The organism is Heyndrickxia sp. FW510-T9 (genome assembly GCF_058781025.1).
Map to the genome: position 1 here is coordinate 1 of NZ_JBYSWK010000061.1, position 24,276 is coordinate 24,276.

Below are 24,276 nucleotides of genomic sequence, written 5' to 3' on the forward strand. Positions count from 1 at the left end.
AGAGAAAATGGAGGGAAACTTGAAAAAATTATCATCTTTTTTTAGGGATTCTGTAAAATTTAAAAAATTAATTGATTTTATTAATAACAAAGCTTATTACAGACTTAATAATAAAAAAACAGATTTTGAATTGAAGTTATACCTTTAAAACTGTTTTTTGTAATACACTATCTCTAAAACCTGTTTCAGACCGACTTCCCAATATCTTACACATGCCCAGCGTGCAGCCTCTTGCTTTAGATATTCCCTGAATCGATTGATCTTTACATGTGGATTAGCAAAATACCACGTCTTGCTTCCATCGATATTAATTCAGCTATTTCAATGTTTATTTGCATAGTCTTTTCTCCTATTGCTATTTAGTACTGTCTGCAGTTGCATTAAAATCCTCAAGTGCTTTTTGGAAAGCAATGTTTAGATCTTTTAATGAGTAGCAATACCGGTTCAAAAGGACAAAACAGGAGAGAAGCCAGAGCAAGATGTCCTTCATAAGTACTCTGAATGACAAAAATAAGAAAGCACTTGAGCAAAATGTCCTTCAATAATGGTTTGATGGGTAATGTGCTTTAAAATAACCATAATAAAAATCAAAACTCTTGAAACAATAAGGAAAAAAGTAAAGTGGGGATATATATGAAGAAGATTGCGATATTATCTTTATTTCTGCTTGTGGTATTTCTACCTAATTCAGCTTTTGCCGCAACGAAAATACCGATTTTGGTCTACCATTCCATCGATGAATACAATGGTCATGGCTCAAAGGAGTTATATGTGACTCCGAAAAATTTAGAGGATCAACTGAAATATTTGCGAGACCATGGCTTCACCTTACTAACCTTTGATCGTTGGAATGAGATTCACAATGTTAGAAAACCAATTTTTCTCACGTTTGATGATGGGTATAAAAATAATCTGAATGTCTTCACTATTTTTCAAAAGTTACAAACACAAAGTTTTAAACCTACTGCTACATTTTTTGTAATATCCGATTTTATTGGAAGATCTAATCGATTATCAGAATCTGAGTTAAAAAAGATAGCTGATACAGGACTTATCTCTATTCAGTCACATACCGCTACACATCCTGACTTAACAAAAATTGCTGACTATCAATATGAGCTTGAAGGTTCCAAAAACAAAATCCAACGCATAACCGGAAAACCAGTTATCGCATTAAGTTATCCCTACGGAAGTTATAATCCAAAAGTTGTGGATGAAACGAAAAAGTACTATCAATTTGGACTTACAACTATACCTGAACTTTTTTCACCAAGGAATCTAACAGATGAATCTTATCTTTTACCGAGAATTTATATAAAGTATTCTACAAGCTTAGAGGAGTTTGCTGAGATTGTGGGTAAGTAATGATATTTGTAACAGTAAAAAATATTAGTTATAGAATACATTGTGTCATTTTAGGAGGATTAGAATGGGAAACGTGCCCGCAATCAAGGCTTTGCAAAGGAAAAGGGAACGATAGAGGAAGAAACGTGCCCGAAATCAAGTTTATGCAAGTAAAAAGGGAACAATAGAGGAAGAATCGTGCCCATAATCAAATGTGTGGAAGGGAAACGGGAACAATAGAGTGAGAATCGAGCCCGGAATCAGAATATGATCAGAGAAAAGGGAACAATAGTAAGAGAATCGTTCCCGGATTCAAGAGTATACATGAGAAACGGTAACGATAGTCAGAGAATCATGCCTGAATTCAAGAGTTCGCAAGGAAAAATGGAACAATCTAATTGTTATCAAGTAATCACGGAAATATTTAATAAAAACGAACATAAAACACAGGCATCAACAAAAAGATGCCTGCAATATTTTTATAAATGAAGAATGATAGATGATAAGAATTAAATTTGCACAAACAAGGGACCAGTCCTTTACCCTTTGCTAACCGATCTCAACCTCTAAATCCTCAATTCGCTTTTCTACATATTTTGTATCTTTATGAGCATGAAAACTTTCCGCTTTTTCGACAATGGCTGCTGCATTGTATTCAGGAATGCCGGCGTATTTTTCATAAACTCCTTTTGGAATCAGAACATTTCCTTCTGGCCAAAAGACGAGAAGATTTCCTTTTTGCGTTTCAGCATATTTGGCACGCCCGTGAAAATAGCCAAATTTATTGTATACGACAATCGCTTCCCCTTCTGCGATATCTAATTCCCTGGCGTCCGCTTCATTGATTAGTACATCGTAGCGATCTGCATTGTTAAAGGCATCTGTCTCATCATAAATCATCGAGTTGAATTGTTTACCTCTGCGGGTCGTAACGTAAAAATGTCCCTCAGGCTTTCGTAATTCAGGAAGTTCAATAGCAATTAAGTTACCGCGACCATCTTCGGTTGGACATATACCGTCTTCGCATAGCCATGCACCGCCCCATTGAAAAACATCGCCTTTTTTGCTTACATGTTGGATTCCATCATAATTTGGATTGGCAATGGCAATCTCTTCGCGAATTTGCGAAGCTTCGGTAAAATTAATAAGTTCCATAGCTTCCGGTTTAACTCTGGCAGCTAAATCTACATAAATTTCCCACTCTGACCGTGCTTCCTCAATTCGAGGACCTTTAATTTCTGGTGAAAAATAGACCATTCTCTCTGTAGAGGTGGATGTTCCACCACCCGGTTGTTCATATCGTGTCATTGCAGGTAAAACAATAACTTCCTCTTTTGCATCAACAAGAGTGGAGGTATTGAAAATAATATCTTGATGGACACGCAGTTCAACACTTTCTAAGCATTTCCTTACAAAATTCGGATCTGGCATCGTTTCTAAGAAGTTCCCTCCGGAAGTATAAAACGTTTTCAGTTTTCGTTCGTGATCATTTGGGAGAACGGCATTTTCAAGGGTAACACCAATAATATCACCTTGCCACTTAGGAATCTCAAATCCCCATATTTTTTCTAGCCGATGAATATTTTCAGTGTTAAAATCTCCTCCAGGTAACACAAACGGATCTGCTCCCATTTCACCGGAGCCTTGCACACCAGAGTGTCCGCGAATTGGCATCACTCCGCAGTGCTCACGGCCAATAAATCCACGGAGCATTGCTAAATTAGCCACCTGTGAGATGTTATCAGTACCAAATCGATGCTGTGTTAATCCCATCGACCAGACAAATACCGCACTTTTGGAAGAAGCAAGTAATGTAGCAAATTCAAGCATTCGCTCTTTCGAAAGGCCAGAGGACTTTTCTAGTAAGCTCCAATCTTGTTTTTTTACATGCTCGCGTAATTGTTCGAGCCCATTTGTATGTGTCCTAACAAAATCATAATCAATGGCAGAGCCTTCTTCTGCATCTTCCATCTCAAACCAATGCTTCATCACACCATTCATAAAGGCGATATCCCCGCCAATATTTACTTGATAAAAATCATCCGCAATTTTGGTTCCAAACAGGGCAGAATCTGGGATGGACGGCACCCAATATCCATCCATTGCCGGTTCACGATAAGGATTGATGACAATAATTTTCGTTCCTTTTCGTTTTGCGGCATACATGTACTTGGTTGAGACCGGTTGATTATTAGCTGCTACCGACCCCCAGAATACAAGTACATCCGTCCCAATCCAATCTTGGTAATTACAGCTCGATGCTCCTATTCCGAGTGAACGCTTTAGTGCGGTTTTACTTGGGGAGTGGCAAATGCGCGAAGCATTATCGATATTATTCGTCCCTAGGAATCGAGCTAATTTTGCAGCGGTATAATATACTTCATTCGTGACTCCACGGGAAGTTAAATAGAATGCTAGTTGTTTCGGGTCAATCGATTTAATTTTTTGTGCAATCCGGTTTAATGCCTCATCCCAAAAAATTCTTGTAAATGTTCGCTCCCCTTTTTTTCGTGATAGGGGATAAGGGATACGCCCAAGCTTTCGCAGTTCAGTGCTGTTATATTTTCGCAACTCTTCAATATCATTGTGGAGAATTTCCGGTTTAATGGCAGGCATTGTATTTAAGCGCAATACATTTAACCGCGTTGTACATACATGTGGTCCTGTTAAGGTTTGATCATGTAATCCTGCAACCCCAAGAGCGCAGCCATCGCAAACGCCTTGAGTTAAAATCCTTGCTGCATACGGAAGATTGTCGCGATTATCCCAAACAACTTTCATCGTATCACGTATATGTTTTGGTTTTACTTTTCCAAGTCCAAATGGTATTGGACTGACCCAATGCTTTGGTGCAGGTGTTTTTGGTAATTTTATAGGTCCTTGATGCTTGGTTTTTCCCATTTCGGCCACCTCCTGCTTCAATTTTTTATAGAATTCCCGCGGGAGAATTTCCCCTTATTAATGAACTTTTATACAGAAATTTAACAGTATTTTCAGGCAATTCCATTATATCACTTGACAAATGAAAACATGTACATGAATTTGCAAATTTTACTATATTAATTGAGTTTGACGTAGTATCTACTAGAAGAAAAAATAAACTGTTTAAAAATGATTTTCAAAATAATAAAACTTTTGAATGGGCACTTAGTATATAATGATATTGCAAGAAATGAAATAAATTACAGGAGTTAAGCATCTATGAATCAGACTTATACCAATAAGGAAAAAATCAAACAAATCTTCATCTTATTAATACCAATTTTAATTACGCAGCTTGGAATGTTTTCCATGGTGTTTTTCAATAACATTATGTCGGGTAAGTACAATTCATCCGATTTGGCGGGGGTAGCAATAGGCTCATCGATTTGGAATCCAGTTTTCTTGGGATTAAGCGGAATTTTGCTTGCTGTTTCGCCTATCGCAGCTCAAAAGCTCGGGGAAAAGAAAGATAAGGAAGTATCCACTATCGTGGCGAATGGAATTTACCTTTCTATTATAATCGGATTGCTTGTTATTTTACTCGGATATTTTCTGTTAAACCCAATACTACATAAGATGAATCTTGCTGTTCGAGTTCAAGGAACAGCCCATGATTATTTAGTGGGCCTTAGCTACGGAATTATTCCGTTATTTATCTTTAATGTATTGCGATCTTTTATCTATGCATTAGGAAAAACACGTGTAGTGATGGTGATTTTGCTTATCTCACTACCGATAAATTTCTTTTTTAATTATGTCTTTATTTTTGGGGAGTGGGGCTTTCCTCAACTTGGCGGAGCAGGTGCAGGATATGCTACTTCCATAACTTATTGGGTTATTGCGGGGATTACGGCATTTATTATTAAAACACAGCATCCTTATTCTTTATATAAAGTGTTTCCGAGGATAAAAATGTTTTCTACAAAAATGTGCAAAGAGATCTTAAAAATCGGTGTACCGATGGGTCTTTCCACATTTTTTGAAACAAGTATGTTTGCAGTAGTAACGATTTTAATTAGTAAGTTTAGCATTACAACCATTGCAGCATATCAATCTGCGCTAAATATTGTTTCTTTCCTTTATATGATTCCTGTTAGTATTTCAATGGCAATTACTGTATTGGTGGGATATGAAGTCGGCGCGAAAAGATATCATGATGCGCGTGCCTACAGTTGGTTGGGAGTCTTTTTGTCCATCATCATGGCTATTGTAACGGGACTCCTTCTTGTTATATTCCGTTATCAAGTAGCGGGATTCTACTCAAATGAAACGGCTGTCATTAATTTAACGGCACACTTTTTGATTTTCGCATTGTTTTTCCAAATTTCAGATGCAGTCCAAGCTACTGCCCAGGCAGCTTTAAGAGGTTATAAAGACGTGAATCTATCGTTTATCATGACGCTTATTGCATATTGGTTCATTTGCTTGCCGGTAGGATACCTTTTAGCTAACTATACAAGTTTAGAAGCAAGGGGATTTTGGATCGGATTAACAATAGGATTGCTTGCTGCAGGCATTTGTTTATCCATCAGGCTTATTTATATCCAAAAAAAGAAGTTTGTTAGTTTTCAAAAAGAGCTAGTTTAAGAAAGTAGGAGGATACAATATGTTGAGTAAAGAACAATTAAGCGATATTAAACAACTTCAGCTTACATGTGAACAAGAAGAAAATATCCATTTAAAATTAAACTGGAAAATGCTCGAAAATCGTGATGCTAAGGAGTTAACAGATTTCTTTCAATATGAAGATGGAGAACTAGTAGGATTTCTTGGATTTTATGGGTTTGGTAGCAAAGTGGAGATTTGCGGAATGGTGCATCCAAACCACCGCCGCAAAGGAATTTTTACAAATCTATTAGGAAAAGCATTAGAAGAAATAAAAAAGGGAGAGACCGAAGTCGTTCTATTGAATGCTCCTGCTAATTCTCTTACGGCAAAGGACTTCTTACAAACAGTTCCTTGTAAATTATCTTTTTCAGAGCATCAAATGAAATGGTCAGAAATTAATTTAGGGGAAGAAGTGGAAGTTATTATTAGAAATTCTACACCAGAAGATTTAGAAACAGAAATTCAATTAGATGTAGAGTGCTTTGGCTTTAAAAAAGAAGACGCAGAGACATATAATAGGCGCATTAGAAAAGTAGAATCACAAAATTACTATGTAATTGAAAGCGATCAAAAAATAGTCGGTAAAATACGTGTTCAACAGTTGGATGGGGAAGCATGGATATATGGTTTCGCCGTTTTTCCTAAATACCAAGGTCAAGGGATTGGAAGAAGGGCATTGAAGAAAGTAATTCGTGAACAACATGCTTTAGGTTTTCCGATTTTTCTTGAAGTGGAAACGAAGAATGCAAATGCATTAAAATTATATCAATCATGTGGTTTTAAAGTCCTTGAGGCACAGGATTATTATCTATTAAATTAGATTATGGCTAAGAGGTTTTTTTAAGTATATTGAGAATATTATACAAATAGTAGGATTTATGGTTGTATGAAAAAAATCGTACTAACAAAATAATAAATATGTAAAGTCTTGAGATATATTAAGAGAAAATGAAGATCCATTATTAATTAGCTGAATATAAATGGAGAAATAAATACCCCCTTTATACAGAATAACTTCTGAAAAAAGGGGGATTACTTATTTTTATTGACAATTGAACTTTATCTAAACGAAAAAGCAATGATTATACACCTGTTTTTCTACGTTGATTATTCGCCTTTTTCGTTTGCTGGCTTTTCATTTTTTGTGTTTTTTGCAATGGATTACCAAGAGAATTATCATTTACTGTTTGTTTCTTTTTATTTGCGAGCTGCTGTTTCATTGCCTCTTGCAAGCTTATTTTTTTCTTAGGTTCTGAATGATTGTTTTCCGTCATGCTAGTACCTCCTTAACAGTATTTACAGTAAGTTTAGTATAATGTATTTTCTATCGAAGTGTAAGTGGTCATAGAAGGCAATAGTAAATAATTTGTACAATAGCAAAACAACAGATTCAAGTTACTGCTTTTTGGAGCAAAGGAAGCACGATGTTAAAAGTTGTGCCTTTGTTCAATTCACTTTCGACCATTATTCGCCCATGATGATTTTTTATAATTTTATAGCTGACCATTAAGCCTAGACCATTCCCGTTTACTTTTGAAGTATAAAAGGCTTCTCCAATTTTATCCACTTGTTCTTTGGACATCCCTATTCCATTATCTTGGATAGAAATCATTACGTCTTCTGCGCATATTGAACTTGTAATATTAATTTTACCCCCATTTGGTAATGCATCAATAGCGTTTTTGAGAAAATTTAAAAATACTTGTGTTAATTGATTGCGCTCACCGTATACAAAAATTTCTTTTTGCTGAAATGACTTCATAATTTCTACGTTTTTCATAGCCATTTCAGCAGTTAGTAAATGAACGACGGTTTCTATTGTTTCACTAAGATTGCATTCTTTAAATTGAACAGTATGTGGTTTTGCGAATACCATAAAATCGCTAACGATGAAATTAATCCGATCGATTTCCTCCAGAATAGTTTTAGAATAAAGAAATTTCTTTTCTTCTGAGAAACGATCAAGAATTTGTACAAAACCTCGAATAGTGGTCAGTGGATTACGAATTTCATGAGCTATGCCAGCCGCCAATTCGCCTACCAGTGATAATTTTTCCGTCTTTTGTAGCATTTCCTCGGTACTTTTTTGCTCCGTTATATCATGTTGAATAGCAATTTGTTGAAAGGTTTTCCCGTTACGGTCCTTAAAAGGAACAATCGTACAATCCACCCAATAAAAGCTGCCATCCTTTGCTTTATTTCGGATTTCTCCTTTCCATATGATGCCTTGTTTAATATGATCCCGAATTGTTTTATAAAAGTCATTTGGATGGAAACCGGAATTTAATAGGTTATGATGATTTTGACCAATCACTTCTTTCTCATTGTATCCAGTAATTTGACAAAACTTTTTATTAGCATATTTTATGTTATCTTTATTATCGGTAATGACAAGAATTGTAGCCTCTTTTAATGCATTTTTTACTTCATTTAGTTCACGGAGAGTTAAATTTTCTTCTGCAAGAGATGAAGCATATTTACGCAGTTCTTTTATTATATATGGCTTCATTCGATTGGAAAAAGTATTGGAAGTATATTGAATAAGCATATCTATTTTTTTGATAACTTGAATTAGAACATGTGGAGAAATGTTACTCGATTCTAGCTCCTCTTCTAAAAAATCCATAATTACCGACTTATAATAATGACTTGGAAAAAGGGATTGTTTTCGTAATTGTTTATAGAATAAATGAGTCTGTTCTAGGTGTAAATCAACCCACTCATTTAGTTTTGTAAATGAGGAATTTTCATCATGATACAAAGAATAGCCTAGACAGTGAAAGAAGCTATCTTGGATATTTGAGAGATGTTTAAGCATAGCAATTTTCTCATCATCTCTTTGTTTGTCCTGCAACTTATTCGCTAATAATATACAATTATCCATAATTTTTTGCCCAATTTGTTCCAATTCGGTACTCATAGCATCAACCACTTTCCACATAATCGTATATATACTATTAATTTTTGACAACATACCACAATATTCCTTCTTTTGGTATCAGGCACCAATAAAATTTCTTTACATATTTATGTTTGGGGACTATGATGATAAAAAAGAATATATAAGATGACTACTAGGGGTGCCCTGTGTTTGGGCTGAGAGAAAAACAGTAAGTTTTTTAACCCTTTGGACCTGATCTGGGTTATACCAGCGGAGGAAAGTAGTGGAGTTTTGATTCTTTTACTCTTACTAATGATGCCGGGTCCATATATGGATCTGGCTTTTTTGCATTTAACTAAAAGGAGGAGCAACAATGGATAAAATGATAATAAGTAACGCTTTACAGACGGTAAGAAAGGAAAATCCGCTTGTTCATAATATTACGAATGTGGTAGTGACAAATTTTACAGCCAATGGACTTTTGGCATTAGGTGCATCTCCTGTGATGGCCTATGCACCTGAAGAGGTGGCGGACATGGCAAAAATAGCCGGTGCGCTAGTTTTGAATATGGGAACATTAAATTCAGCGGCGGTGGAGTCGATGATTATTGCAGGGAAATCTGCTAATGCCAATGGAGTTCCAGTAATTTTTGATCCGGTTGGAGCGGGTGCAACACCGTATCGAACCGAGATGGCAAAACGCATCATTGGTGAAGTGAAAATATCTATTATAAGAGGGAATGCCGCTGAAATAGCAAATATTTCAGGAGTAGAGGCAGTTGTGAAAGGAGTAGATGCGGGGGAAATTCATGGAAACCGCATTGATCTTGCCATTTCTGCTGCTAGGAAACTGCAAACATTAATCACTGTAACTGGAAAAGAAGATATCGTCACGGATGGCCAGTCTACATATATTATTCGAAACGGAAATTTTATTTTAACGAAAGTGACAGGAACAGGCTGTTTACTAACATCTGTCATTGGTGCATTTGCTGCAATCGAAAAGGACTTAATCATTGCAGCGGTATCTGCAGTATCAACTTATGGAATTGCTGCTGAATTGGCAGCAGACAAAACAACTGAAAAAGGTCCCGGCAGTTTTCAAATCGAATTTCTTAACCAACTTTCACTTGTTTCCGAACAAGACATTATCGAAAAGACTTCAGTGGAAAAAAGATAAGGGAAGGTGCAATAGATGAGAAAAGCATTAACAATAGCAGGTTCAGATAGTGGCGGAGGGGCAGGCATACAGGCCGATATAAAAACCTTTCAAGAGCTTGGTGTATATGGGATGTCGGCAATTACAGCTTTGACGGCTCAAAATACATTAGATGTTCAAGCGGTATTTCCTATATCTACCGAAGCAGTAGTGGAGCAAATTAAATCGGTAGCCGCTGATATCGGAGTAGATGCATTGAAAACAGGAATGTTGTTTAATGCCGAAATAATCCGAGCAGTTTCTGAGCAAATTGCCATAAACAATTGGAGAAATATTGTCGTTGACCCTGTGATGATTGCAAAAGGAGGAGCCTCATTATTGCAACAGGAAGCAGTATCGGCTTTAAAACAAATGCTTATCCCGCTTTCATTGATTATCACTCCGAATATTCCAGAAGCGGAAGTCATCATCGGCATGGAAATTAAAACAACAAAAGATAAAGAAGAAGCGGCAAAAAGATTCATAGAATTAGGCGTAAAAAATGTTGTCATTAAAGGCGGACATGACACGGATCCATTAGAGACAGTAGATCTTTTTTACGATGGTAGTGAATTTACTTATTTAAAATCAAAAAGAATTAATACGGAAAATACTCATGGAACGGGTTGTACGTTTTCGGCAGTTATTACTGCGGAACTTGCTAAAGGCAAAAAGGTGTATGAGGCGGTTGCAACAGCAAAGGATTTTATCCAAGCTGCAATTGAAGAAAATTTCCCACTAGGGAACGGACACGGCCCAACGAATCATTGGGCGTATAAAAAAAGGAGTAGTTTGATTAAATGACAAGAATCAATACAGATAGGTTAAGAGATATATTAAAACTATATTTTATTATGGGCAGTCCCAATTGCAATAAAAGTCCTGTAAGTGTACTTAAGGAAGCCATTGCTGGAGGGATTACCTTATTTCAATTTCGCGAAAAAGGTCACGATGCTTTAACAGGTGACGAAAAATTTATGCTTGCAAAAGAACTTCAAGCAATTTGCAAAGAACATGAGATCCCATTCATTGTGAATGATGATATTGATTTAGCGATTTCCTTACAGGCGGACGGGGTACATATTGGCCAAGAAGATGAACCTGTAGAGAACGTTCGCAACAAGATTGGGGATATGATTCTAGGTGTATCCGTTCATACGATGGAAGAAGCAGTGTTGGCGCTAGAGGCAGGTGCAGATTATTTTGGAGTAGGACCGATTTTTCCTACTAAAACAAAGGAAGATGCGAAAGCAGTTCAAGGAACAGGGCATATTCAACACTTCCGAAAGAAGGGTATTACGATTCCTATGGTAGGAATCGGCGGTATTACAGTGGAAAATGCGAATTCGGTTATAATGGCTGGTGCGGATGGGGTATCTGTCATCACCGCAATCAGTCAGGCTTCCGACATTACGCAAGCGGCGCAAAGCTTGTGGCAACAAGTTAAATAGCACGGAACAAGAGAGCGGGTATCCCTGCTCTCGTTTTTGCTATAATGAAGAAAAAATAGTTTATGAATGGAGGAGATACCCATGGAGTACAAATATACTATTTGCTTTATTAAAAAAGGAGAGCACATTCTTATGCTCAACCGTGTGAAATCACCGTGGATGGGGGTATGGAACGGTGTCGGCGGAAAGATTGAAAAAGGGGAAGAACCGAAAGAAAGTGTACTAAGAGAAATAATGGAAGAAACAGGTGTTCAATTGAATGATGTGGAATACAAAGGGGTCGTTACTTGGAATGTGGATGGCGTGAGATTCGGAGGAATGCATGCATTCTTGGCGGAAATCCCAGAAACGTTTGAATACCGCACACCGATTTCTACGGATGAAGGGATCTTAGAGTGGAAGGAAGTTTCATGGATTCTTAACCCTGATAATCAAGGAATAGCAAATTTGAAGTATTTTTTGCCGCAAATGCTAGAGGAATCAAATACATATAATCATAGATTTGTTTATGAAAATGGGAATGTTGTGGAGTATTCAGCAGAAATTTTAGAGGAAATAGCACATGTTGTGAGTTGAAATTTAATACCAAATTATGTGACACTGCTCTGTGAATATTGGCAAATATACATTCACTGCAAAGTTATTCAGAATTTGTAAGCATCTTCAAGTAGATCGACTAACAATTAATTTTTCACACAGAAAAAAGCGGAGACCTACTCCGCTTCTATAATTTTTTTGGCAGTATTTTTCCCATTTACAATACAGTCAGCAAGTCCAACACCATAATAGGAGCAGCCTGCAAGAATCACATTAGGGTATTCAGTCGCTAACGTATCATTTAAAGCTTCAATGGTATTTCGATGGGTTATATGGTATTTCGGCATTTTATCCTGCCATTTGGTAACCTCGACACTAATTGGTTTTCCTGTAATCCCAAGGCTTTTTTCCACGTCTTGTAATGCCACTTGAACTAAATCTTCTTCGCTGAGACTGCTTAAGTGCTCAAACACTTCTGGATTCGTATTTTTATAAAATAGTCTTAACAAAAGATGGTGATTCTTAGAAGTGTGTTCCCACTTCCTGCTTGTCCATGTGCATGCATTGCACGTTAAATCACTGTTTTCCGGCACGATAAAACCTGTCCCGTCAGCAGGGAGCTTTTCATCGGGAATATCAAATCCTACATAAACACTTATAAGGGAAGAACTTATTAGCTCATTAAAAATAGGATTTAACTCCTCATTTTTTAAAAGGGACTGCGCTACTGAATGCGGAGTACATAGTACCACATAATCAGCTTCGATTTTTCCGTGATTTGGGATCTCAATAGAGTATTGATCTTTAATCTTCACTACCGAAGTAGCTTGTGCACCTTTCAAGATTTCTACATCTGTTAATGCCGCTTCAAGTTGATCAATTAATGTAGATAACCCATTTTTAAAGGATACGAACTTTTTATTATCCGCTGATTGGAATTTTGACTTATTTGCGGACAGTCCGCGGATAATGCTGCCGTATTCATTTTTATAATCAAGCAGATATGGTAATGTAGTCGCAAGTGTTAATTCATTTAATTTTCCTGAATACACTCCAGACAATACTGGTGCAATTTGATTATCGACGATTTCTTTTCCAAGAAAGCTTTCCAGAAACAATCCGATCGAGCTATCTTTTGTAAAGGAAGTATTTTCTGTAGTAAAATCCTTCAATGCCTCGTTTTTGCCTTCCTCTGATATTAGTTCGCTGCTGAACAAGGCTTCCTTACTCATTGGAATGCCAAATATCGTATCGTCTGGAATCGGTTTTAACTGATTATGCTGATATATATACGATTTTCCTGTGGAATTATGGACAATTTCATCATGTAAATTCAGTTCATCTAATAAAGAAGCGACACCTTCTTTTCGTGCCACGATAGAATCAGCACCAGTCTCCATGATAAACTCGCCATTATGCACAGAGCTGATTTTTCCGCCTAATATGCTGTTTGCTTCCATTAATGTTAATTCCATATCTACATGTAAAGACCTTTTTAATTGTTGAAGATAGTACATGGTGGATAGCCCGGTAATTCCTCCACCAATGACAACGACCTTTTTCAATTTGTTCACTCCTCTAAATTACGAACAAGCTATATGTAAATTATAGTCTACTTTTTTAAGAATTCCTAAATGTGAATTTGTACACAATGTGAAAACATTATTGATCATAGCTTTGCAGGATGAAATTAACTTGACCTAACACATTTTTTGAAAAAATAAAAAGGATTTCATTCTCTATATAGTAAATATATAAATTAATAGTTTTTAACAAAGTAGGAGGATAAAGATGCCCATACATTATAATCAGCAAACAAATGAATTTCATCTGCAAGGTAGTGAAATAAGTTATATTTTTACCGTTTTGAAAAATAATCAGCTTGGTCATTTATATTTTGGTAAAAAAATTCGACATCGGAGTTCGTTCGAGCATTTATTATGTACGGAGACGCGAGGGATGACTGCTTGTGTCTTTGAAGGGGATACTACTTTTTCATTAGATTATATTAAGCAGGAATATCCTTCATATGGAACAACCGATTTCAGGGAACCAGCATATCAAATTCTTCAAGAAGACGGCAGCCGTACGACTAACTTTGAATACCAATCTCATAAAATCACAAAAGGTAAGCCGAAGCTAGTTGGTCTTCCTTCCACATATGTTGATAGTCAAGAAGAAGCAACAACATTAGAAATATCTCTATATGATGATTTAATACATGTAGAAATTAAGCTATTATATACCGTTTTTGAAAATCTAAATGTGCTTACTAGAAGTGCAGCATTTATTAATCATGGAAACGAAAAAATCAATTTAAAAAGAGCATTAAGTGCTAGTGTTGATTTTTTTGATGCTGATTTTGAGATGATTCAATTATCAGGTGCATGGGCGAGGGAGCGACATGTGTTTAGTAGAAAGCTTGCTCCTGGCATTCAAAGTATTTCAAGCACAAGAGGGACTAGCAGTTCACAACAAAATCCGTTCATTGCCTTAAAAAGAGGTGATACGAATGAATTTCAAGGTGAAGTTTATGGATTCAGTCTAGTATACAGCGGAAATTTCCTTGCGCAGGTGGAAGTGGATTCCTATGATGAAGCAAGGGTAACGATGGGGATCAATCCGTTTGATTTTAACTGGCTATTAAATAGTGGGGAGAGTTTTCAAACTCCTGAGGTGGTTATGGTTTATTCGGATCAAGGTCTTAATGGAATGAGCCAAACGTATCATCAATTATATCGTAAAAATCTTGTACGAGGTGAATGGAGGGATAAAACTAGACCTGTTTTGATCAATAATTGGGAAGCAACTTATTTCAAATTTAATGAGGAAAAAATCCTCGATATCGCAAAAACTGCAAAAAAGCTCGGAATGGAGTTATTTGTTCTTGATGATGGCTGGTTCGGAAACAGAAATAATGCTAAGACTTCACTAGGGGATTGGTTTGTAAATAAGGAGAAGCTTCCGAATGGAATCAGCGGTTTGGCTAAAAAAGTTTCGGACATGGGTTTAGACTTTGGACTTTGGTTTGAGCCTGAAATGATATCAAAAGAAAGTAACCTATATCTTCAGCATCCTGAGTGGTTAATCCACGTCCCACATCGCCGTCTTTCTCATGGGCGAAATCAATTTATACTCGATTTTTCAAGAAAGGAAGTAGTGGATCACCTATTCAACGCTATGTCGAAAATTTTAGGGGATGCCCCGATATCCTATGTTAAATGGGATATGAATAGAAATATGACAGAAATCGGTTCAGCAGTACTGCCTCCAGAAAGAAGTAGTGAGGTTGCCCATCGCTACATTTTAGGGGTATATGATTTGTATGAAAGGTTAATAAAAGAATTTCCCAATATATTATTTGAATCCTGTGCCAGCGGTGGAGCCAGGTTCGATCCGGGCATGCTCTACTATGCTCCGCAAACGTGGACAAGCGATAATACGGATGCCATTGAACGGCTGAAAATTCAATACGGAACCTCTTTCGTATATCCATTGAGCAGCATAGGTGCACATGTTTCAGCTGTTCCTAATCACCAGGTCCATCGCTACACTAGTTTAAAAACAAGGGCGGATGTGGCTTTTTATGGTGTGTTTGGTTATGAATTAGATATCACTAAATTATCACATAATGAAAAAAACGAAATCAAACAGCAGGTAGCCTTTTACAAAGAAAATCGCGAGCTTTTGACAAATGGAACTTTCTACCGATTAAAAAGTCCATTTGAAGGAGATGGTAATGTAACAAGCTGGATTGTAGTATCTGAAAACAAGAAAGAAGCAATTGCTGCCTATTATCAAACTCTAAACCAACCAAATGCCGGATTTGCTAGAATCTATTTTCAAGGATTAGATAAAGAAATGGAGTATCGAATTGAAGGACTGCAACGAACCTATTACGGGGACGAGTTAATGTATATTGGACTGGATATCGAAAAGCAGAAAGCAAGAAAAGAGGAATCACTCGATTTCCAATCTTGGATTTATAAGGTAAAAGCAGTACATTAAATTTTTGTAGGCTTGAACAGAACATCTCATTCATAGGTTAGAGAGGGAAAGTGCCTGTTGTCGTGGGAAGTAGTACAGAGCACAAATGTAACGATCAAAGCATGAAAGTGCCCGTTGACAGGGAAAAAGCGATAGAACGGTAACAATCAAAGCATGAAAGTGCCCGTTGACAGGGAAAAAGCGGTAGAACGGTAACGATCAAGGCATGAACGTTCCCGTTGACAGGGAAAAAGCAGAAGAACGGTAACGATCAAGGCATGAACGTTCCCGTTGACATGGAAAAAGCGAAGCAACGGGCACAATCAGAAAGGGAATGTACCCGCTGACATGGGAAAAGTAGGTCAACCGGCAAATTAAGATTCCTCTAATATCATTTACTAATTTGCAAAAATATTATTATTAGAAACTTATTATCATTTGATCCTGTCCTTAGATATTTATTGCAATTACGAAATGGCTACATTATAATTATTACGAATATTCTGTTTATTACATAGAGGAGGTCTTTAGCATGGATGTCACTGGAATTCAGCAAGTCGTCTCAAATAGTAAACTAGTATTTCCAAAAAAAGTGAAAGAACAGTCAACGGAAATGGGAAGTTCTAAAGCATTCGAAGAACTTTTAAAGCAATCTCAAGAAAATCCTGCACAGTTTTGGGATGAGGTTGCTAAGGAGTTGATGTGGTATGAGCCATGGGAGGAGACCATTACTGGTGAGCTGCCCGATTTTCGTTTTTTTAAAGGTGGAATAAGTAATCCTTGTTATAATCTGCTTGATAGACATATTGAGAACGGTGCGGCAAACCGGACAGCCCTTATTTGGGAAGGAGAAAACGGTGACACGAAATTTTTTACCTATCAAATGCTTCTAGCAGAAGTGAACCGTTTTGCCAATGTTTTAAAATCCTTTGGTGTCGGCAAAGGAGATGCTGTTGCTGTCTATCTTCCGAATCTAGCAGAGGCATTTATTGCCATTCTTGCTTGCTTCCGCATTGGAGCGGTTTATAATGCTATTTTCTCCGGATTTTCCGAAAAGTCATTGAAGGATCGGCTAATTAATTTTAAGCCGAAAGTAATTGTCACGGCTGATGCGGGACTTAGACGTGGAAAACAGCTTCCTTTGAAAGAAAAGGTTGATAATGTCATAGCAGAAATGAGTTATGTTAATGCGGTGATTGTCGTGGACCGCTTAGGGACCGAGCAAAAGATGCTGTCGGGTAGAGATTATTGGTGGCATGAAATAAGAAAAACGGCAAGCATCATTTGTGAACCGGAGCGGGTGGAGGCAAATGAGCCGGGGATTGTCTTTTATACAAGTGGAACAACTGGTAAGCCAAAAGGGGTTGTCCACTCTGGTATGGCATTCGTAGTACAAAACTATATTTACGCGAAATACCACATGGATCACCGCCAAGATGATGTTTTCTGGTGTTCCGCGGATATCGGTTGGCTGACCATGCATATATGGGGAATTGTTGGAGCATTGGCTAATGGTGTCACGACTTTAGTATATGAAGGGGCACCGGACTACCCAGTGCGGGATCGAATTTATCAAATCATTGATAAATACCGCGTCAATAAATTATTTACAGCACCGACAGCCTTAAGAATGCTTAAAAGTCTAGGAGAGAAGGCAATGGAACCTTATCATCTTGACTGTCTTGATGTCATCTCCCTTGTTGGGGAACCATTTGACCCTGAGACATGGCAATGGACACATGACGTGCTTGGGAAAGGGGACATTTGCGTCAATAATACATGGGGACAAACCGAAACGGCTGGTTGTCCATTAGCAGGTGCAGCGTGGTTAACACCAATGAAACCAGGATCCGCAGGGGTTCGATTTTTAGGGGTAGACGTGGATGTAGTTGATAATGAAGGCAATCCTGTGCCGCCAGGGGTTTTAGGGAATTTAGTCATTAAAAAACCATTTCCAATGCTATGCCGGACATTATGGATGGAGCCTGAACGCTACTATAATGCCTATTTTAGCCAAGTGGAGGGCTGCTATTTTGCCAGTGATCTTGCGTTAAAGGATGAGGACGGTTATTTCTGGGTTGTCGGCCGTTCCGATGATGCCTTTAATGTAGCTGGACATCGATTAAGTACGATGGAGATGGAAAGTGCGGTTTTGGAGTGCAAAGGTGTATCTGAAGTAGCTGTGATTGGTGTTCCTGATAAAATAAAAGGAGAGGTTCCGCTCGTTTTTGTCAAATTGGCAGAAGGTATCAGTGGAAGTCAAGAGTTAACAAGCCTAATTAATGAGAGTATTGTTAGCAGCATTGGCCAAATTGCCAGACCAAAGCAGATCTTATTTACCGAGACATTACCTAAAACAGTCAGCGGGAAAATAATGAGAAGATTATTAAAAGAAATTGTCACAAGTGGCAATGTTGCAGGCGATGTAACAGGACTTGAAGATCCTACAACGGTAGAGAATATCAAAGAGCTTGTCGCTGAAAAGGTTACCAAGGAATAGGGATAGAAAGAAGAAAGAATAAAGGTAAATCAAGGGACCGTCATTTTCTCATCATTAAAACGATGCATTAATGATAAAAAGTTTTCATCAATGAAAAAACGCCGATAATGGCGTTTTTTTTTCGAAGCTGTTTTGGCAATTTTTAATGCGTTGTTTTCATTAACTGCAGCAAGATCAAAATGCATATCATATGCAGCTTTTTCCTCAGGAAGCAAAAAGAGAACATGAATTTCTTTCGTATTTTGACCATCGGATGCATCTCTTTGTAGAACTACATAGTATGTTTTAAATGCTGATGGTGTAAGTTTTTTAGTTTCTAGTATCTTACTTTGATTTGGGAAGGGGAGATGACCAAATGTTTGAACTAAAAATGGACAGTAGAAAGTATTTTGGAATGTCTTATGGGGGAGTAATGATGCTGTATTGGAATTTATAACAGGTACCGGGAGAACAACGAAAAAATATTCCGGTACCTACATTTTTATCACTTATGCAGTTGTTTTATATCTGCAACGGAGTTAATGGATTTAATGTTAGGATTATCCCAATATGCAATAGCAACTGTTTCCGCTAAATCATCATTGTATCGAAAGAATAAATCACCGCAGGTAAGTTTTTCAGTTCTTAAATACTTTATTACTTTTAAAATTCGCGAGTATTCTTTTTCCGTTAATTTTGTATTTTTCAACGTAATGTCTATTGTATACGGAACATCTTTCATGCTTGAATATGGCGGTATTTCGTCATAATAGGGTTCGTTTGAATCTGGGATTTTGTAGTCCATACCTGTTTCAACATAAATATCAATTTTAGTTGCATCGTTCAAAATCATTTGCAATGTAGTTAATGTTTGATTTTTTATCTCATTTCCCCATGTTGCTTCCGGTAGTGTATCTTTGAATACTTCTTTTCCACCTTCTTCAATGGTTTGAAACACAATAAAAGTACGATGACTTGAATTTTCTTCCTTTAGGGTAGTACAATATGACCCTTCTTTCCAATTAAAATAACTGTCTACCATTTTTGTTTTCATATCATACTTTTTCTCCGCATATGCTTTTTCCTCCAAGCTTATTTTATGTTTAGCGATTGGATTTCCGTTAAAGCCTACATATATCCGTAAACCTATGAGTACTACTCCAATGATAAATATCGCAATGGCTATTTTAATTGATAATTTCAAGAAGATCTTCCTTTCCTAAAAAAGTTACTGCATTTTTTTAATAAGAGTCCAAGGAGCGCGCCTCCAAGAGAAAAAATTGTATATACTAACACCCAAAACCAAAATCCATTTATTTGTACAAAAAATGAACTGACACTTGTGATAATGAAGATAATGCAAGGTGCAATCCATACATCATTTGAAATCCAAGAAGAGATAAGTCCTATAAAAATAGCTAAAAAAGGGTAAAGAAAAAATACTAAGGAATATCCATCAATGCCTCGTATTGAAAGTGGAACCATGCCCGCTGAAACACCTATTAGTAAGGAGAGGCTTATAATTTTGTAATTCCTTGTTTTTAATCGTTTGATGAGATTTTCCTCGTATTGCTGTTTATTTTCATTGAAATTGGAATCAACTGGATCTAACGTACTAGAATATTCTTGATATATTTGATTACAATCTGTACAAATTTGTAGATGAGACATTATGAACTCATTCGTTTCCGAACTCGTTAGCTCATCAATATAGTTTGGAAGTAAATCTCTTACAATAGGACATTCATTTTTCATTCTTCAATCCCTTCCTTTCGAATTAATTTTTGAACTTCCATCTTCGACCTGTAAAAAGTAACTCTCGCCCAGTTTTCGGTTTTTCCAAGGGTGCTTCCAATTTCTTTAAAACTCATTTCATGAAATATTCTTAGAATGACTATCTTTTGTTGGGTTTGGTCGAGCTGCTGAATTGCTTTTACTATTTCTTTTTCTGATTCCTTTTCCATCAGATCCTTTTCGGGAGTATCTGGGTGAGAAAGGAAGAAGAAAGAATCGATAGGGTAAGTAGAAAGCCTATTATTTTTCGTATTCTTGAAATATACATGCTTAGCAATTTGGTAAAGCCAAGTTGAGATTTTTGCAGATTGATTAAATCTGTGAATAGATATGCAAGCTTGATAAAACGTTTCTTGGACAAGTTCTTCCGTAAGTTGTCTGTCCTTTGTTAAAAAATAAAGATAAGAATAAATTCTTTTGGAATATAATTCATACAGTTCTTTAACTTCTTCCAATCTCTCACCACCTTGTAAAATATTAGTCTTTTTTTATTTATTTTCGTTACAGAAAAGTAAAAAAATTTTTTATGCCTGTTAAAGAGTGTTTTTTTTTACATAATCTATCATCAGGTGGAAGGAAGTTATTTCCTTCACAATTTTTTTATAGAATAATTCCATTTTTATGATAATATTAAACAATCATAATTTAATAGTATTCAGATTATTTAATCTATTATAAAAGAGGTGCAACATGGGAAAACAAAATCTATTTAAGAGAAAGTCTATTACAGATTTAATTGCGAAAGCAGAAAGTCCTGGTGCGTCTTTAAAGAAATCGCTTGGTGCTTTCGACCTGACGATGCTTGGAGTAGGGGCAGTAGTTGGCGCAGGAATATTTGTCTTACCAGGTAAGGTTGCATCGGAATATACAGGACCTGCCATTATCATATCGTTTATAATTGCTGGAATTGCATGCGCATTGGCAGCACTTTGTTACTCTGAATTTGCCTCATCTGTTCCTGTGGCAGGTAGTGCATATACGTACAGCTATGTTGTGTTTGGTGAACTAATAGCGTGGATTTTGGGCTGGGCACTATTATTGGAATATGGACTGGCCTCAGCTTCTGTTGCAAGTGGTTGGTCATCTTATTTGCAAGGTTTACTTGCAGGCTTCAATATACATTTGCCGCATGCTTTATCAGGAGCTTTTAATCCTGCAAAAGGGACAATCATTGATTTGCCGGCAGTTCTTATCGTACTTATAATTGCTTTTCTTTTAACTTGGGGAATCCGTGAATCGGCGAAGGTAAATGCCGTAATGGTACTCGTTAAGATAGCGGTCGTTGTTTTATTTATTGTCGTTGGTATTTGGTATGTGAAGCCTGTAAATTGGACACCATTTGCGCCATTTGGCTTCCACGGAATTATAACGGGGGCAGCAACTGTGTTTTTTGCTTATATTGGGTTTGATGCTGTATCGACAGCAGCTGAGGAAGTGAAAAATCCGCAGCGAAATATGCCGATTGGAATTATTGCCTCTTTATTAATTTGTACACTTCTGTACATTATCCTTTCAAGTGTTTTAACAGGTATTGTACCGTTTACTAAATTAGTAGGCGTCGGTAATCCAGTTGCATTCGGTTTGCAATTTATTCATCAAGACTGGGTAGCAGGTTTCTTATCATTAGGTGCCATTGTGGGGATGACGACAGTTATTCTAGTTATGACATATGGTGGAACACGATTAGTGTATGCGATGAGCCGAGATGGTTTATTGCCAAAAGGATTGTCAAAGGTTAACAAAAAGACAAAGACACCGGTTGTGAATACTTGGGCATTTTGTCTCGTTATTGCCTTTTTTGGTGGATTTATTTCATTGGACAAGCTAGCGGAAATGGTGAACATCGGTACATTGTTTGCCTTTACAATGGTATCACTAGGGATCTTCTTCTTAAGAAAAATGAAGAACACTCCGAAGTCAGTATTTAAGGTGCCTTTTTATCCAATATTACCAGCATTCTCATTCTTATTATGTTTATATTTAATTTTCAATTTGCAATGGATTACATGGGTATCATTTGGTATTTGGTTAGTGATTGGCTTAATTATTTATCGTTATTATGGATCTAGAAATAGTACCCTACGAAATGAATAGAGAGAAATAAATATGAGCAGATTGTATGTAATATGGTACAATCTGTTTTTTTGTAAAATACTAATGTTTGTAAGAAACTACTTCGCTAGAAAGAGCTGCGAACGGTCATGCATGCTAGTTTTTTTAAAAGGGGAAATTCCATCTGGATGTTCATATTCAGTTCATAAACAATTTATATAATCCTTTTATCAAATGTTGAAAGGATTTAGATATAGATGGAAAGCATTACAAAATATAAAGAACCAGTTTTAGCTAACAAGAGTAATAAAATTCTTGTTATGGTTGGTTTAATTATAGGACTGATTTTTTCCGAGCTGGACGAAACAGTTGTGAATACAGCGATGCCGACAATCATTCGAGATCTTGGCGGATTAGCCATGTACGGATGGGTCGGGGGTGTATATATGTTAACCATGTCCGCATTCATGCCGATATTAGGAAAATTAGCGGATTTAATGGGGCGCAAGAAAATCTATTTAGCGAGTATGGCCTTTTTCATAGGTGGATCGATTGTTTGTGGATTGTCAAACTCTATGACACTTCTTCTCATAGGTCGTGGTATTCAAGGTCTTGGTGCAGGAGGGTTAATGCCGCTTGCAATGACAATTTCAAGTGATCTTTTTCCGGTTGAACAACGGGCAAAGGTGCAGGGTTTTATGGGCCCGATTATGTTTATTCCAATGTTATTAGGGCCATTAATGGGCGGATATTTTGTGGATCAAGTGAGCTGGCATTGGATTTTCTTTGTTAATATTCCTGTTGGGATAATAGCAGCTCTTTTTCTAGCAAGTGGATTACGTGAAACAACTATTAGGAAACAAGTGGTTATTGATTGGGGAGGGGCAATATTATTAATTTCTTCGATCGTTTCCTTGTTAATTACACCTGTACTGATTCAAAATAATGGATACACTTGGGGATCACCATTAATCATTGGTTTACTAAGCTTAGGAGCAGTTCTAATTGGAATCTTTATTTGGGTCGAAGCAAAGGTAAAAGAACCAATCGTTCCGTTACATTTATTTAAAAACCGCAACATACTTGTATTGTCTTTGATTGTATTTACAGTAGGAATCGGCTTAATGGGATCCTTTTCTTCTTTCCCATATTTTGCGCAAAACGTGTTGGGACTTACACCAACAGAGGCTGGTTATTTGACATTGCCAATGATGATAGGTGCAGTTGGGTCAGCGATGATTAGTGGATTTTTGCTAACTAAAGTACGCTACCGCGAACTGTTTGGAATTGCATTTATTATGCCAGTAATAGGTTTCTATTTGTTTTCACATATGAGTATTCATACAACGATTATTCAAATTATCATTTTCTTTTTCATAACAGGTCTAGGATTGGGAGTATTATTTGGAGGAGATAACCTAATTGTCCAGGAGTCTGTTGATAAAGAAAACAAAGGTATTGCTCTTGCCACGGTTCCTTTATTTCAAACGATAGGAGCAACAATAGGTGTTAGTATCTTTGGAAATTTGTTATCATCAACACTTACTTCCAAATTGCAAAGCTTAGGTGATAAGCTTCCAGAAAGTATGACAGCAAATATGAAAGGCCTAGCTGCTGCAGGGGTGCCTCATGGGCTTCCGTCAGGGCTTATAATACAAATTAAAACATTATTCATTGAATCGTTTCAGCATATTTACATGTATTCTTTTGTGATTGCGATAATTGCGTTTGTCTTGAGTTGGTTTTTGAAGAAAGAGATATTATCGCCGAAATCGGATGAAGAAGATATGGTGAAGGAATAGTCGTGGAAATTTGTTTGGTTGAATTATGATGAGTAGTGCCTGAATTAATTTGAGGAATGCCTGAATTATGTTGGGTAGTGCCTGAATTAATCTGTGGAACGCCTGAATTATGAAGAGTAGTGCCTGAATAATTTGAGGAACGCCTGAATTATGAAGAGTAG

19 protein-coding genes and 1 riboswitch are annotated in these 24,276 nt (G+C 36.9%); of the genes, 11 read left to right on the forward strand and 8 right to left on the reverse strand.

Annotated features, from left to right (window positions below):
* Positions 1 to 633 precede the first annotated feature (633 nt).
* The gene (locus AC3WJF_RS20360) at positions 634 to 1,365 is read left to right on the forward strand and encodes a polysaccharide deacetylase family protein (protein ID WP_492455486.1); all 732 of its coding nucleotides are present in this window, start codon (positions 634 to 636) and stop codon (positions 1,363 to 1,365) included.
* Between the two features lie 528 nt (positions 1,366 to 1,893).
* On the opposite strand, the gene AC3WJF_RS20365 is transcribed toward AC3WJF_RS20360, so the two are convergent.
* Positions 1,894 to 4,245, reverse strand: coding sequence for an FdhF/YdeP family oxidoreductase (locus AC3WJF_RS20365; RefSeq protein WP_492455488.1), 2,352 nt, complete (start codon positions 4,243 to 4,245; stop codon positions 1,894 to 1,896).
* A gap of 300 nt (positions 4,246 to 4,545) precedes the next feature.
* Here AC3WJF_RS20365 and AC3WJF_RS20370 point away from each other — a divergent pair, with 300 nt between their 5' ends.
* Positions 4,546 to 5,913, forward strand: coding sequence for an MATE family efflux transporter (locus AC3WJF_RS20370; protein ID WP_492455490.1), 1,368 nt, complete (start codon positions 4,546 to 4,548; stop codon positions 5,911 to 5,913).
* Positions 5,914 to 5,932: 19 nt separating this feature from the next.
* Complete coding sequence (locus AC3WJF_RS20375; RefSeq protein ID WP_492455492.1) at positions 5,933 to 6,754, forward strand: GNAT family N-acetyltransferase; 822 nt, start codon at positions 5,933 to 5,935, stop codon at positions 6,752 to 6,754.
* Between the two features lie 262 nt (positions 6,755 to 7,016).
* On the opposite strand, the gene AC3WJF_RS20380 is transcribed toward AC3WJF_RS20375, so the two are convergent.
* Positions 7,017 to 7,208, reverse strand: a complete 192-nt coding sequence (locus AC3WJF_RS20380) for a hypothetical protein (RefSeq protein WP_492455494.1) — start codon at positions 7,206 to 7,208, stop codon at positions 7,017 to 7,019.
* A 116-nt stretch (positions 7,209 to 7,324) separates the two neighbouring features.
* Positions 7,325 to 8,908, reverse strand: coding sequence for an ATP-binding protein (locus AC3WJF_RS20385; RefSeq protein WP_492455496.1), 1,584 nt, complete (start codon positions 8,906 to 8,908; stop codon positions 7,325 to 7,327).
* Between the two features lie 92 nt (positions 8,909 to 9,000).
* Positions 9,001 to 9,111, forward strand: a riboswitch (TPP riboswitch).
* A gap of 77 nt (positions 9,112 to 9,188) precedes the next feature.
* Here AC3WJF_RS20385 and thiM point away from each other — a divergent pair.
* From thiM to AC3WJF_RS20405, 4 genes are all read left to right on the forward strand, one after another.
* On the forward strand, positions 9,189 to 9,995 hold the full coding sequence (thiM, locus tag AC3WJF_RS20390; RefSeq protein ID WP_492455498.1) for a hydroxyethylthiazole kinase: 807 nt from the start codon (positions 9,189 to 9,191) through the stop codon (positions 9,993 to 9,995).
* 15 nt (positions 9,996 to 10,010) lie between these two features.
* Positions 10,011 to 10,817: a bifunctional hydroxymethylpyrimidine kinase/phosphomethylpyrimidine kinase gene (gene thiD / locus AC3WJF_RS20395; protein ID WP_492455499.1), complete on the forward strand. Its 807-nt coding sequence runs from the start codon at positions 10,011 to 10,013 to the stop codon at positions 10,815 to 10,817.
* On the forward strand, positions 10,814 to 11,464 hold the full coding sequence (gene thiE, locus AC3WJF_RS20400; protein ID WP_492455501.1) for a thiamine phosphate synthase: 651 nt from the start codon (positions 10,814 to 10,816) through the stop codon (positions 11,462 to 11,464). Before thiD ends, thiE begins: the two co-directional genes overlap by 4 nt.
* An 81-nt stretch (positions 11,465 to 11,545) precedes the next feature.
* Positions 11,546 to 12,040 carry an NUDIX hydrolase gene (locus AC3WJF_RS20405; RefSeq protein ID WP_492455503.1) on the forward strand — a complete coding sequence of 165 codons (495 nt, stop codon included), beginning with the start codon at positions 11,546 to 11,548 and terminating at the stop codon, positions 12,038 to 12,040.
* Positions 12,041 to 12,177: 137 nt separating this feature from the next.
* On the opposite strand, the gene AC3WJF_RS20410 is transcribed toward AC3WJF_RS20405, so the two are convergent.
* Entirely contained in the window at positions 12,178 to 13,566 is a 1,389-nt protein-coding gene (locus tag AC3WJF_RS20410; protein ID WP_492455505.1) for a protoporphyrinogen oxidase, read from the reverse strand.
* A 226-nt stretch (positions 13,567 to 13,792) separates the two neighbouring features.
* On the opposite strand from AC3WJF_RS20410, the gene AC3WJF_RS20415 reads away from it, so the two are divergent.
* A complete protein-coding gene (locus AC3WJF_RS20415) occupies positions 13,793 to 16,009 on the forward strand; it encodes an alpha-galactosidase (protein ID WP_492455507.1) in 2,217 nt (738 codons plus the stop codon).
* 511 nt (positions 16,010 to 16,520) lie between these two features.
* Positions 16,521 to 18,488, forward strand: coding sequence for an acetate--CoA ligase (locus tag AC3WJF_RS20420; RefSeq protein WP_492455508.1), 1,968 nt, complete (start codon positions 16,521 to 16,523; stop codon positions 18,486 to 18,488).
* A gap of 29 nt (positions 18,489 to 18,517) precedes the next feature.
* On the opposite strand, the gene AC3WJF_RS20425 is transcribed toward AC3WJF_RS20420, so the two are convergent.
* From AC3WJF_RS20425 to AC3WJF_RS20440, 4 genes are all read right to left on the reverse strand, one after another.
* Complete coding sequence (locus tag AC3WJF_RS20425; protein ID WP_492455510.1) at positions 18,518 to 18,703, reverse strand: hypothetical protein; 186 nt, start codon at positions 18,701 to 18,703, stop codon at positions 18,518 to 18,520.
* A gap of 269 nt (positions 18,704 to 18,972) precedes the next feature.
* Positions 18,973 to 19,671, reverse strand: coding sequence for a YfjL-like protein (locus AC3WJF_RS20430; protein ID WP_492455512.1), 699 nt, complete (start codon positions 19,669 to 19,671; stop codon positions 18,973 to 18,975).
* Complete coding sequence (locus AC3WJF_RS20435; RefSeq protein WP_492455514.1) at positions 19,668 to 20,222, reverse strand: DUF2651 family protein; 555 nt, start codon at positions 20,220 to 20,222, stop codon at positions 19,668 to 19,670. Before AC3WJF_RS20435 ends, AC3WJF_RS20430 begins: the two co-directional genes overlap by 4 nt.
* Entirely contained in the window at positions 20,219 to 20,716 is a 498-nt protein-coding gene (locus AC3WJF_RS20440; protein WP_492455516.1) for an RNA polymerase sigma factor, read from the reverse strand. The genes AC3WJF_RS20435 and AC3WJF_RS20440 overlap by 4 nt, the downstream gene beginning before the upstream one ends.
* 235 nt (positions 20,717 to 20,951) lie before the next feature.
* Between AC3WJF_RS20440 and bcaP the strand changes: the two genes are divergently transcribed.
* Positions 20,952 to 22,355, forward strand: a complete 1,404-nt coding sequence (bcaP, locus tag AC3WJF_RS20445; protein ID WP_492455518.1) for a branched-chain amino acid transporter BcaP — start codon at positions 20,952 to 20,954, stop codon at positions 22,353 to 22,355.
* Between the two features lie 215 nt (positions 22,356 to 22,570).
* Complete coding sequence (locus AC3WJF_RS20450; RefSeq protein ID WP_492455520.1) at positions 22,571 to 24,115, forward strand: MDR family MFS transporter; 1,545 nt, start codon at positions 22,571 to 22,573, stop codon at positions 24,113 to 24,115.
* The last annotated feature ends 161 nt before the right edge of the window (positions 24,116 to 24,276 follow it).

Excerpts from the sequence above, each read along its gene's own strand:
- AC3WJF_RS20405 (WP_492455503.1), top strand. The coding sequence starts at position 11,546 with ATGGAGTACAAATATACTATTTGCTTTATTAAAAAAGGAGAGCACATT.
- AC3WJF_RS20420 (WP_492455508.1), top strand. The coding sequence starts at position 16,521 with ATGGATGTCACTGGAATTCAGCAAGTCGTCTCAAATAGTAAACTAGTA.
- AC3WJF_RS20375 (WP_492455492.1), top strand. The coding sequence starts at position 5,933 with ATGTTGAGTAAAGAACAATTAAGCGATATTAAACAACTTCAGCTTACA.
- AC3WJF_RS20380 (WP_492455494.1), bottom strand. The coding sequence starts at position 7,208 with ATGACGGAAAACAATCATTCAGAACCTAAGAAAAAAATAAGCTTGCAA.
- AC3WJF_RS20385 (WP_492455496.1), bottom strand. The coding sequence starts at position 8,908 with ATGTTGTCAAAAATTAATAGTATATATACGATTATGTGGAAAGTGGTT.
- AC3WJF_RS20450 (WP_492455520.1), top strand. The coding sequence starts at position 22,571 with ATGGAAAGCATTACAAAATATAAAGAACCAGTTTTAGCTAACAAGAGT.
- thiM (WP_492455498.1), top strand. The coding sequence starts at position 9,189 with ATGGATAAAATGATAATAAGTAACGCTTTACAGACGGTAAGAAAGGAA.
- AC3WJF_RS20435 (WP_492455514.1), bottom strand. The coding sequence starts at position 20,222 with ATGAAAAATGAATGTCCTATTGTAAGAGATTTACTTCCAAACTATATT.
- bcaP (WP_492455518.1), top strand. The coding sequence starts at position 20,952 with ATGGGAAAACAAAATCTATTTAAGAGAAAGTCTATTACAGATTTAATT.
- AC3WJF_RS20415 (WP_492455507.1), top strand. The coding sequence starts at position 13,793 with ATGCCCATACATTATAATCAGCAAACAAATGAATTTCATCTGCAAGGT.
- AC3WJF_RS20370 (WP_492455490.1), top strand. The coding sequence starts at position 4,546 with ATGAATCAGACTTATACCAATAAGGAAAAAATCAAACAAATCTTCATC.
- thiE (WP_492455501.1), top strand. The coding sequence starts at position 10,814 with ATGACAAGAATCAATACAGATAGGTTAAGAGATATATTAAAACTATAT.
- thiD (WP_492455499.1), top strand. The coding sequence starts at position 10,011 with ATGAGAAAAGCATTAACAATAGCAGGTTCAGATAGTGGCGGAGGGGCA.
- AC3WJF_RS20360 (WP_492455486.1), top strand. The coding sequence starts at position 634 with ATGAAGAAGATTGCGATATTATCTTTATTTCTGCTTGTGGTATTTCTA.
- AC3WJF_RS20365 (WP_492455488.1), bottom strand. The coding sequence starts at position 4,245 with ATGGGAAAAACCAAGCATCAAGGACCTATAAAATTACCAAAAACACCT.